Here is a 9,856-nt window from a genome sequence, read left to right on the forward strand (position 1 = left end):
TTTTGGGAAGAAATAAAAGATGACTGAACAGACGCGGGCCAACGCCGCGCGCTGGGCGTGCGGATACTGCTTCGCCATGGGCGGGATGGTCCATGGCAGCGTGATGGGGCGGGTGCCGGCCCTCAAGAGCATGACCGGGGTCGACGAGCAGCAACTGGGCCAGGCGCTTCTGGGCGCTGGCTTCGGCGCGCTGCTGGCGTTCGCCTTCGCCGGCGCGCTGGTGCGGCGCTATGGCAGCCGGGCGATCACCGTGATTTCCGGGTTGGCGCTGATGGCGACCTTCCCCTTGCTCGGGCTGGCGCAGGATGTCTGGGTACTGGCGGCGGGCTTCCTCGCCGTCGGCCTGACCTTTGCGACCATGGACGTGGCGATGAACACCCAGGCGGTGGAAGTCGAGCGGCGCCTCGGCCGCCCGTGCATCTCCAGTTTGCATGGCATGTACAGCCTGGGCGGTCTGGTCGGTGCAGTCGGCGCGGCAGCGTTTGCCGACCTCGCGCCGATCTGGCACTTCAGCCTGCTGGCGCTGATCGCCGTGGCGATCCTGCCGTTCTTCGCCCGTCATCTGTTCGAGGGCCGCCCGCAACCCATGGAGGAGGAGGCGCCAGCCCAACGTGGCTGGCGCCTGCCGCCACCGGCACTGATCGGCCTGGGTCTGCTGACGCTCTGCGCGTTCGTTTCCGAAGGGGCGGTTGCCGACTGGGGGGCCTTGCTGCTGCATCAGGTGCTGGGTGCGTCCGAACGCCTGGCAGCACTGGGCTTCGCGGCATTCTCCGCAACCATGGTGTTGGGGCGGCTGTTCGGTGATCGTTTGCGCGTGCGCTTCGCCGACGAGGCGCTGGTGCGCAACCTCGCGCTGCTGGCGATTGCGGGCATGTTCCTGGCGCTGTTCAGTCCGTGGGTTGCCGGCGCGATTGCCGGATTCGCCCTGGTGGGCGCGGGACTGTCGGTGGTGGTGCCGATCCTGATCGGCGCCGCGGGCAACCGGCCGGGCGTCGAGCCTTCGCGCGGCGTGGCGGCGGTAGCGTCGTTCGGCTATGGCGGCTTGCTGATGGGCCCGCCGCTGATCGGCTTCCTCGCCGAGCACGTGGGCTTGCGCCTGTCGTTGCTGGTGGTGGTGGGGTTGTGCGCGGGGCTGGTGCTGAAGGCGTCACTGGTGCGCCGTCCGCCAAAGGCGAACGTCTAGAAGAGAAGGGCACCGGCGTCCACAACAGCGCCGGTGCCTTTTTCTATCAGTCGTCTTCGTGCATGTGCGACTGCAGGTAGTTTTCCAGACCGACTTTCTGGATCAGGCCCAGCTGGGTTTCCAGGTAGTCGATGTGCTCTTCCTCGGACTCGAGGATGTCCTTGAGCAGGTCGCGGCTGACGTAGTCATGCACGCTTTCGCAATGCACGATGGCGTCGCGCAGGTCCTTGCAGGCCTTGAGTTCCAGGTTCAGGTCGCACTGCAGCATTTCCTGGGTGTTCTCGCCGATCAGCAGCTTGCCCAGGTCCTGCAGGTTGGGCAGGCCTTCGAGGAACAGGATGCGTTCGATGAGCTTGTCGGCGTGCTTCATCTCATCGATGGACTCGTGGTACTCATGCGCGCCGAGGCGCTTCAGGCCCCAGTCGTTCCACATGCGCGAGTGCAGGAAGTACTGGTTGATGGCGATCAGCTCGTTGCCGAGGATCTTGTTCAGATGCTGGATGACTTTCTTGTCGCCTTTCATGCCGGGGTCCTGCCGTGTGGAGTGGGAGAGATTGAAATTCTCGCGCCCTTATAACCATCTGTCAAACATAAGTCCTTGAATTTGTTATAAAAAGGAATATGAATGCGAATGTTTTCATTCCGCAACTTGGCGCTAAACCACTGAATTACGGGCATAAAAAAACCGGGCCAGAGCCCGGTTTCCTTGGAATTTTGGCTGAATCGATCAGCGGTCTTTTTTCTCAACCCGCCGCGTAGGCCAGGTTGTAGTTCATCGCCTGGGCGCTTTGCAGCTCGCCGAGGGTATCGCGAACCACCTGTTTGGCCAGGCAGGCGCACTTGCCACATTGAGTGCCGACGCCGGTGCATTCGCGCACTTCGCGATAGTTGCAGGCGCCGTCGTAGATCGCATCGCGGATCTGGGTATCGGTAACACCGTTGCAGAGGCAGACGTACATGGTTGCACTACAGTCGCTGTGGGGTTGTTGGAAGCGATACTAATAATAATGAGAATGATTGTCAAAATTTACCAGGAACCCCTTTCGTGGTCTCCGATAAATGGTCGTGAGGTCAGTGAATCTGCCGCGAAAGCCGCATGGATGAAGGCCTTGCCTGCCCGGTGTATGATGGCTGCCCCACTGGAGCGGCAACCCCTCAAGCCCGGCAGTTTCGACCGGGCAGCGGGCGTTTCGCTCCCAAGCGCCTCACCATTTCCGGAGACAAGGAATGAGCGTACTCGTAGGTAAGAAAGCTCCCGATTTCAACGTGGCCGCCGTGCTGGGCACCGGCGAGATCGTCGACAGCTTCGTGCTGTCCGAAGCCATCAAGGGCAAGTACGGCCTGGTATTCTTCTATCCGCTGGACTTCACCTTCGTGTGCCCGTCCGAGCTGATCGCCCTGGACCACCGCATCCCCGACTTCCAGGCGCGCAACGTCGAAGTGATCGGCGTTTCCATCGATTCCCACTTCACCCACAACGCCTGGCGCAACACTCCGGTGGACAAGGGCGGCATCGGCCCGGTCAAGTACACCCTGGCCGCCGACATCACCCACGAGATCGCCAAGGCCTATGACGTCGAATCCGAAGGCGGCGTGGCTTTCCGTGGCGCCTTCCTGATCGACCAGAACGGCGTGGTGCGTTCGCAGATCGTCAACGACCTGCCGCTGGGCCGTAACATGGACGAGTTGCTGCGTCTGGTCGACGCCCTGCAGTTCACCGAGGAACACGGCGAAGTCTGCCCGGCCAACTGGAAGAAGGGCGACAAGGGCATGACCGCCTCGCCCGAAGGCGTTGCTGCCTACCTGGCCGAGAACGCCGGCAAGCTGTAAGGCTGCTGGTGAATAAAAAAGCCCCGCGATTGCGGGGCTTTTTTATTCAGGACGGCGCGATCAGTGATCGTCTTCCATCCAGCCGCCGAATTCCTTCCAGCGGTTGACGATGCCGCAGAACAGCTCGGCAGTCTTCTCGGTGTCGTAGCGCGCCGAGTGAGCCTCGCGGTTGTCGAACTCGATGCCGGCGGTCTGGCAGGCCTTGGCCAGGACGGTCTGGCCGTAGGCGAGGCCGGCGAGGGTAGCGGTGTCGAAGCTGGAGAACGGGTGGAACGGATTGCGTTTCACGCCGCTGCGGTTCACCGCCGCATTGAGGAAGCCCAGGTCGAAGCTGCTGTTGTGGCCGACCAGAATCGCCCGCTTGCAGCCGTTGGACTTCAGCGACTTGCGGATGCCGCGGAAGATTTCGGTCAGCGCCTGTTCTTCCGGCACGGCCATGCGCAGCGGGTGGTCCAGCTTGATGCCGGTGAACTCCAGCGCCGCCTGCTCGATGTTGGCGCCTTCGAACGGCTCCACGCGGAAGAAGTAGGTGTGTTCGGGGAACAGGTAGCCGCTTTCGTCCATGCCGATGGTGACGGCAGCGATTTCCAGCAGGGCGTCGGTGCCGGCGTTGAATCCACCGGTCTCGACGTCCACCACGACCGGCAGGTAGCCACGGAAGCGGCGCGCCATCGGGTGGCGTGGGCCGGGCGGGAAGGAACCGTCGAGTTCTTCTTCGAAGATTTCGTTCTCGTCACTCATGCCTCGGTCTCCAGCAGGCGCCAGCGCAGTTTTTCACCCGCGCGCAGCGGGACGACGTCGAAATCGCCGAACGGCAGGGCCGCCGGGGCTTCCCACTCTTCGCGGACCAGGGTGATGCGGTCGCTGTTGCGCGGCAGGCCGTAGAAATCCGGGCCGTGGAAGCTGGCGAAACCTTCCAGCTTGTCCAGCGCATTGCGCTGCTCGAAGGCTTCGGCGTACAGCTCGATGGCGGCGTAGGCGGTGTAGCAGCCGGCGCAACCGCAGGCGGCTTCCTTGGCGTGGCGCGCGTGGGGGGCCGAGTCGGTGCCGAGGAAGAACTTCGGGCTGCCGCTGGTGGCGGCATCCAGCAGGGCTTCCTGGTGGGTGTTGCGCTTGAGGATCGGCAGGCAATAGAAGTGCGGGCGAATGCCGCCAACCAGCATGTGGTTGCGGTTGTACAGCAGGTGGTGTGCGGTGATGGTGGCGCCGACGTTGGCCGGGGCGGCCTTGACGAAGGCGGCGGCATCGCCGGTGGTGATGTGCTCGAAGACCACCTTGAGGGTCGGGAAACGCTCGACCACGCGGGTCAGGTGTTCGTCGATGAAGCGCTTCTCACGGTCGAACACGTCGACCTCGGCGCGGGTCACTTCGCCGTGTACCAGCAGCGGCAGGCCGACTTCGGCCATGGCTTCGAGCACGTGGAAGATGTTGTCGACGCTGGTGACGCCGGAATCGGAGTTGGTGGTGGCGCCGGCCGGGTACAGCTTGGCGGCGTGCACGAAGCCGGAGGCCTTGGCGGCACGGACTTCCTCGACGCTGGTGCGGTCGGTGAGGTACAGCACCATCAGCGGCTCGAAGCGGCTGCCGGCGGGACGGGCGGCCAGGATGCGCTGGCGGTAGGCGTCGGCTTCGGCGGCGTTGCGTACCGGCGGGACCAGGTTCGGCATGATGATGGCGCGGCCGAAGGTGCGGGCGGCGTCGCCGACGGTTTGCGCGAGTGCGGCGCCGTCGCGCAGGTGGATGTGCCAGTCGTCGGGGCGCAGGAGTGTCAGGCGGTCGGACATGCGGATTCCAGGGGTGCGGTTGCAGCGGGAAGAGGGTGAAATGCTACCGGAAAAGGCCGCCGCCGGCACTCGCTATCAAGTTTTGCCGAGGCCGACCGATAGAATCTGGGACGCCTCTTTATCTGTATGGAAGCCATCGTGCGCCAGCCCTCCCTTCTCCTGCTCGCTCTCTGTGCCAGCCTCCCGGCCTGGGGGCTGACCTTCCAGACGCGCATGGAAAGCGCGCAATGGACGGTGGAGGGCGACCAGTTCGAGTGCCGGCTGTCGCAGAGCGTGGCCGGTTTCGGCCTGGGCGAATTCGTCTGGCGCGCCGGCGAGCAGCCGACCTTCCGGCTCAAGCCGCAGACGGGCTGGCTGGGCAGCGGCTCGGCAACCCTGCTGGCGGCCGCGCCGCCGTGGCGTCCGGGGCAGGGCGACCTGAACCTGGGGGCAGTGCAGGTGGGTTCGGGCGAGGTGCCCTTCAACAGCACCCAGCAGCAGGCCGGGCGGCTGCTCGGCGGTTTGCTGGAAGGCCGTGCGCCGGAAGTGCGCCACCGCACGCGCACCGGCGAGAACCTGCTGGTACGGCTGATGCCCACGCGTTTCGCCGACGGATACGTGAAGTTCCAGGACTGTTCGACGAAGATGCTCCCGGTCAACTTCGACCAGGTGCGCCAGAGCCAGGTCGGCTTCCCGGACGGCGGCACCGAGGTCGATCCGCTGGGCCGCGCCAAGCTGGACATCATCCTGCAGTACATGAAGGCCGATCCGACGGTGAATCGCATCGAGCTGGACGGCCATTCCGACAACAGCGGCAACCGCCTGGCCAACCGCGAGGCTTCGCGCCGTCGCGCCATTGCGGTGATGGAGTACCTGAAGGCCAATGGTGTGGCGGAATCGCAGATCACCGTGCGCTTCTACGGCGAGCGTTACCCGCTGGTGAAGAACAACTCCGCTGCCAACCGCGCGAAGAATCGCCGGGTAACGGTGAACCTGTCCCGCGAGGCGGTCGTCGAGCAGGCACCCGCCGAAGCCCCGCCAGCCCCTGCCGCACCGGCTCCCAGCACCGCCAGCGCGCCGGCTCAGGGCGCGCCGGCAGCGCCTGCCGCCAACGCGGCCAACCCACCCGCCACGCCGCCCGCGACACCCAAGGGCTGACCCGCGGCGTCGGGTCGCACCGACGATAGTATTTGTCGCTTTGTCGTCAAAAGCTGTCGCCCCTCTGTAAATTATTCCGAGCGGACAGTAGAATCGGCCCCTTTCGTGACAACCCCCGTGGAGTTGAGTGGCATGGCGGACGTGAAGAAGGTAGTCCTGGCGTATTCCGGTGGCCTGGACACCTCGGTAATTCTGAAGTGGCTGCAGGATACCTATAACTGCGAAGTGGTGACCTTCACCGCCGACCTGGGTCAGGGCGAGGAGGTCGAACCGGCCCGCGCCAAGGCCAAGCAGATGGGCGTGAAAGAGGTCTTCATCGAGGACCTGCGAGAAGAATTCGTCCGCGACTTCGTCTTCCCGATGTTCCGTGCCAACACTGTCTACGAAGGCGAGTACCTGCTGGGTACCTCCATCGCCCGCCCGCTGATCGCCAAGCGCCTGATCGAGATCGCCAACGCCACCGGCGCTGACGCCATCTCCCACGGCGCCACCGGCAAGGGCAACGACCAGGTGCGTTTCGAGCTGGGCGCCTACGCGCTCAAGCCGGGCGTGAAGGTAATCGCTCCCTGGCGCGAGTGGGACCTGCTGTCCCGCGAGAAGCTGATGGACTACGCCGAAGCCCACAACATCCCGATCGAGCGCCACGGCAAGAAGAAATCGCCGTACTCCATGGATGCCAACCTGCTGCACATCTCCTATGAAGGCGGCGTGCTGGAAGACACCTGGACCGAGCACGAAGAGGACATGTGGAAGTGGACCGTCTCCCCGGAGAAGGCCCCTGACTCCGCCACCTACATCGAGCTGACCTACCGCAAGGGCGACATCGTCGCCATCGACGGCAAGGACATGACTCCCGCCCAGGTACTGACCGAGCTGAACCGCATCGGCGGCGCCAACGGCATCGGCCGTCTGGACATCGTCGAGAACCGTTACGTCGGCATGAAGTCCCGTGGCTGCTACGAGACCCCCGGCGGCACCATCATGCTCAAGGCGCACCGTGCCATCGAGTCGATCACCCTGGACCGCGAAGTCGCTCACCTCAAAGACGAGCTGATGCCACGCTACGCCAAGCTGATCTACACCGGCTACTGGTGGAGCCCGGAGCGCGAAATGCTCCAGCAGATGATCGATGCCTCCCAGGAACACGTGAACGGCGTCGTGCGCCTGAAGCTGTACAAGGGCAACGTCATCGTCACCGGCCGCAAGTCCGACGACTCGCTGTTCGATGCCAACATCGCGACCTTCGAGGAAGACGGCGGCGCCTACAACCAGGCCGATGCCGCTGGCTTCATCAAGCTCAACGCGCTGCGCATGCGTATCGCCGCGAACAAGGGCCGCAAGCTGTTCTGATAAGCTTGCGTCTCCCGTGACAAGCAGACCCCGGCCACGAGCCGGGGTTTGTGTTTATAAGCCCGCACTCCGGGCACCTGATGAGGAAAGAACCGATGAGACTGCTGCACACCATGCTGCGCGTCGGCGACATGGACAAATCCATCGCCTTCTACACCGAAGTCCTGGGCATGACCCTGCTGCGTCGCAAGGATTATCCGGACGGCCAGTTCACCCTGGCATTCGTGGGCTACGGCAACGAAGACGACAACAGCGTCATCGAGCTGACCTACAACTGGGGCGTGGACCAGTACGAGCTGGGCACCGGCTACGGCCACATCGCCCTGGAAGTGGCGGACGTCTACAAGGCCTGCGAGGACATCCGCTCCCGTGGCGGCAAGATCACCCGCGAGCCGGGCCCGATGAAGCACGGCACCAGCATCCTGGCCTTCGTCGAAGACCCGGACGGCTACAAGATCGAGCTGCTGAGCCCGCAGCGCAAGGACTGATCGTGAAGCGTCCTTGAAGAAACCCCGCCAATCCGGCGGGGTTTTTCTTTTGCGGTGCGTCATCAGAAAGTCATCGCAGCGTTCATACTCAAGGGGCATCGACGTCGGACGCGTCGATTGCGGAAGCAGTTTCCGCCATTCGCTTGTCACAGTCAGAAGGAGCGCGCTGCGGGCCGGAGAATCCCCGCCGCGACGCCCCCGGCAATGACGGCCGAATGGACGGCCGCATCGATTTATCGGAAAGCCGCGGGCTCAGGCGCCCGGCTTCCATCGTCAAGGAATACAGCATGTCCCCAAGACCGGTAAACAATGCCTCGGTCAGCCCCAAGGGCAGCCTCGAAACCCTTTCCCAACGTGAAGTCCACCAGCTCAGCGAAGCGGGCTCGGGCAGTACCTACAAGCTCTTCCGCCAGTGTGCCCTGGCCATCCTCAACACCGGCACACAGATCGACAACGCCAAGCACATCCTCGACGCCTACCGTGACTTCGAACTGGAAATCCACCAGCAGGACCGCGGCGTGCGCCTGGAGCTGTTCAACGCGCCGGCCGACGCCTTCGTCGACGGCGAGATGATCGCCAGCACCCGCGAGATGCTCTTCAGCGCCCTGCGCGACATCGTCTACACCCAGAACGCCCTGAACAGCCGGCGCTTCGGCCTGGACAGCTCGGCCGGCATCACCGATTACGTCTTCCACCTTCTGCGCAACGCCCGTGCCCTGCACGCCGGCGTGGAGCCGAAGATCGTCGTGTGCTGGGGCGGCCACTCCATCAGCACCAACGAGTACAAGTACACCAAGAAGGTCGGCCACGAACTGGGCCTGCGCAGCCTCGACGTCTGCACCGGTTGCGGCCCGGGCGTGATGAAGGGCCCGATGAAGGGCGCCACCATCGGTCACGCCAAGCAGCGCATCACCGATGGCCGCTACCTGGGCCTGACCGAGCCGGGAATCATCGCTGCCGAGGCGCCGAACCCGATCGTCAACGAACTGGTGATCCTGCCGGACATCGAGAAGCGCCTCGAAGCCTTCGTCCGTGTCGGTCACGGCATCATCGTGTTCCCCGGCGGCGTCGGTACGGCGGAGGAGTTCCTCTACCTGCTGGGCATCCTCATGCACCCGGAAAACCAGGACATGCCGTTCCCCCTGGTGCTCACCGGCCCGCGCAGCGCGGCGGCCTACATCGAACAGCTGCATGCCTTCGTCGGTGCGACGCTGGGCGAGGCGGCGCAGAAGCGCTACCGCATCATCATCGACGACCCGGCGGAAGTGGCGCGGGAAATGAGCACCGGCCTGAAGCGGGTCAAGCAGTTCCGCCGCGAGCGCAACGACGCCTACCACTTCAACTGGCTGCTGAAGATCGACGAGGGGTTCCAGCGCCCGTTCGAGCCGACCCACGAGAACATGGCCGGCCTGGATCTGGGTCGCGACGTGCCGCCACACGAACTGGCGGCGAACCTGCGCCGGGCGTTCTCCGGCATCGTCGCGGGCAACGTGAAGGACCGCGGCATCCGCATGATCGAAGAGTTCGGCCCGTACGAAATCCACGGCGACGCGGCCATCATGGAACCGCTGGATGCTCTGCTGCAGGCCTTCGTCGAACAGCACCGCATGAAGTTGCCGGGCGGCGCGGCGTACGAGCCGTGCTACCGGGTGGTGCAGCGCGCTGGTGTAGCGGTGTGAGCCTGTAGGAGCGCGCCATGCCCGCGATCGCGCGCATGGCGCGCTCCCACAAGGAGCAGAAAACAAAAAGCCCCGCCAGGATGCGGGGCTTTTTCATGCAGGTACTTCGCTTAGGAGAAGGCTTACAGATCGAAATCGTAGTCGGACAGTTGGCGCTGCAGGCGACGCTCTTCCAGGTAGTTGTCGATGATGCGGCGCTTGGTCAGGTTGGTCTTGGCGACCTCTGCCGATGCTTCGGCGCCGTCATCGCTGTCGTCTGTGCTGACATCGTCCTCGAGTTCGAGGTCTTCTTTGTCGTTTGCCATTCGGTGCACTCCACAACACGGGGTGTGTTGGCGCCCCTTATATCGACAAAGGCGTAAGCGGTAAAAAAGATTTTTTCAATCAGCCTGAAGGAATTTTCCC

Annotated in this window: 11 protein-coding genes; 6 read left to right on the top strand and 5 right to left on the bottom strand. The window is 64.0% G+C overall.

Annotated features, from left to right (window positions below; translation table 11 throughout):
- Nucleotides 1-19: 19 nt before the first annotated feature.
- Complete coding sequence (locus IB273_RS19855; protein WP_192224837.1) at nucleotides 20-1,183, top strand: MFS transporter; 1,164 nt, start codon at nucleotides 20-22, stop codon at nucleotides 1,181-1,183.
- Between the two features lie 46 nt (nucleotides 1,184-1,229).
- Here IB273_RS19855 and bfrB read toward each other — a convergent pair whose 3' ends face one another.
- Together bfrB and IB273_RS19865 are read right to left on the bottom strand one after the other, a co-directional pair.
- Nucleotides 1,230-1,706 carry a bacterioferritin BfrB gene (bfrB, locus tag IB273_RS19860; RefSeq protein ID WP_017521012.1) on the bottom strand — a complete coding sequence of 159 codons (477 nt, stop codon included), beginning with the start codon at nucleotides 1,704-1,706 and terminating at the stop codon, nucleotides 1,230-1,232.
- Nucleotides 1,707-1,926: 220 nt separating this feature from the next.
- Complete coding sequence (locus tag IB273_RS19865; protein ID WP_081517708.1) at nucleotides 1,927-2,142, bottom strand: bacterioferritin-associated ferredoxin; 216 nt, start codon at nucleotides 2,140-2,142, stop codon at nucleotides 1,927-1,929.
- Nucleotides 2,143-2,410: 268 nt separating this feature from the next.
- Here IB273_RS19865 and IB273_RS19870 point away from each other — a divergent pair, with 268 nt between their 5' ends.
- Nucleotides 2,411-3,013, top strand: a complete 603-nt coding sequence (locus IB273_RS19870) for a peroxiredoxin (protein ID WP_081517709.1) — start codon at nucleotides 2,411-2,413, stop codon at nucleotides 3,011-3,013.
- A 60-nt stretch (nucleotides 3,014-3,073) separates the two neighbouring features.
- Here IB273_RS19870 and rnt read toward each other — a convergent pair whose 3' ends face one another.
- Entirely contained in the window at nucleotides 3,074-3,754 is a 681-nt protein-coding gene (rnt, locus tag IB273_RS19875) for a ribonuclease T (RefSeq protein WP_037011317.1), read from the bottom strand.
- Nucleotides 3,751-4,797 (bottom strand): dihydroorotase, encoded by a 1,047-nt coding sequence (gene pyrC / locus IB273_RS19880; RefSeq protein ID WP_151186176.1) that lies wholly within the window; start codon nucleotides 4,795-4,797, stop codon nucleotides 3,751-3,753. Before pyrC ends, rnt begins: the two co-directional genes overlap by 4 nt.
- A 138-nt stretch (nucleotides 4,798-4,935) precedes the next feature.
- On the opposite strand from pyrC, the gene IB273_RS19885 reads away from it, so the two are divergent.
- The 4 genes from IB273_RS19885 (at nucleotide 4,936) to ppnN (ending at nucleotide 9,451) form a co-directional block, all read left to right on the top strand.
- On the top strand, nucleotides 4,936-5,934 hold the full coding sequence (locus IB273_RS19885) for a flagellar protein MotY (protein ID WP_318652490.1): 999 nt from the start codon (nucleotides 4,936-4,938) through the stop codon (nucleotides 5,932-5,934).
- A 132-nt stretch (nucleotides 5,935-6,066) separates the two neighbouring features.
- Nucleotides 6,067-7,284, top strand: a complete 1,218-nt coding sequence (locus IB273_RS19890) for an argininosuccinate synthase (RefSeq protein WP_081517712.1) — start codon at nucleotides 6,067-6,069, stop codon at nucleotides 7,282-7,284.
- A gap of 95 nt (nucleotides 7,285-7,379) precedes the next feature.
- Nucleotides 7,380-7,772 carry a lactoylglutathione lyase gene (gene gloA, locus IB273_RS19895; protein WP_045209838.1) on the top strand — a complete coding sequence of 131 codons (393 nt, stop codon included), beginning with the start codon at nucleotides 7,380-7,382 and terminating at the stop codon, nucleotides 7,770-7,772.
- 287 nt (nucleotides 7,773-8,059) lie between these two features.
- Nucleotides 8,060-9,451, top strand: coding sequence for a nucleotide 5'-monophosphate nucleosidase PpnN (gene ppnN, locus IB273_RS19900; protein ID WP_081517713.1), 1,392 nt, complete (start codon nucleotides 8,060-8,062; stop codon nucleotides 9,449-9,451).
- Between the two features lie 122 nt (nucleotides 9,452-9,573).
- On the opposite strand, the gene IB273_RS19905 is transcribed toward ppnN, so the two are convergent.
- Nucleotides 9,574-9,756 (bottom strand): PA3496 family putative envelope integrity protein, encoded by a 183-nt coding sequence (locus tag IB273_RS19905; protein WP_081517714.1) that lies wholly within the window; start codon nucleotides 9,754-9,756, stop codon nucleotides 9,574-9,576.
- Nucleotides 9,757-9,856 lie beyond the last annotated feature (100 nt).

The sequence above is a fragment of the Pseudomonas sp. PDM19 genome (assembly GCF_014852215.1).
Classification (GTDB): Bacteria; Pseudomonadota; Gammaproteobacteria; order Pseudomonadales; family Pseudomonadaceae; genus Pseudomonas.

Bases quoted from the DNA above. Each gene is read 5' to 3' on its own strand.
- gloA (WP_045209838.1), top strand. From the start codon at position 7,380: ATGAGACTGCTGCACACCATGCTGCGCGTCGGCGACATGGACAAATCC.
- bfrB (WP_017521012.1), bottom strand. From the start codon at position 1,706: ATGAAAGGCGACAAGAAAGTCATCCAGCATCTGAACAAGATCCTCGGC.
- ppnN (WP_081517713.1), top strand. From the start codon at position 8,060: ATGTCCCCAAGACCGGTAAACAATGCCTCGGTCAGCCCCAAGGGCAGC.
- IB273_RS19905 (WP_081517714.1), bottom strand. From the start codon at position 9,756: ATGGCAAACGACAAAGAAGACCTCGAACTCGAGGACGATGTCAGCACA.
- IB273_RS19865 (WP_081517708.1), bottom strand. From the start codon at position 2,142: ATGTACGTCTGCCTCTGCAACGGTGTTACCGATACCCAGATCCGCGAT.
- pyrC (WP_151186176.1), bottom strand. From the start codon at position 4,797: ATGTCCGACCGCCTGACACTCCTGCGCCCCGACGACTGGCACATCCAC.
- IB273_RS19870 (WP_081517709.1), top strand. From the start codon at position 2,411: ATGAGCGTACTCGTAGGTAAGAAAGCTCCCGATTTCAACGTGGCCGCC.
- rnt (WP_037011317.1), bottom strand. From the start codon at position 3,754: ATGAGTGACGAGAACGAAATCTTCGAAGAAGAACTCGACGGTTCCTTC.
- IB273_RS19855 (WP_192224837.1), top strand. From the start codon at position 20: ATGACTGAACAGACGCGGGCCAACGCCGCGCGCTGGGCGTGCGGATAC.
- IB273_RS19890 (WP_081517712.1), top strand. From the start codon at position 6,067: ATGGCGGACGTGAAGAAGGTAGTCCTGGCGTATTCCGGTGGCCTGGAC.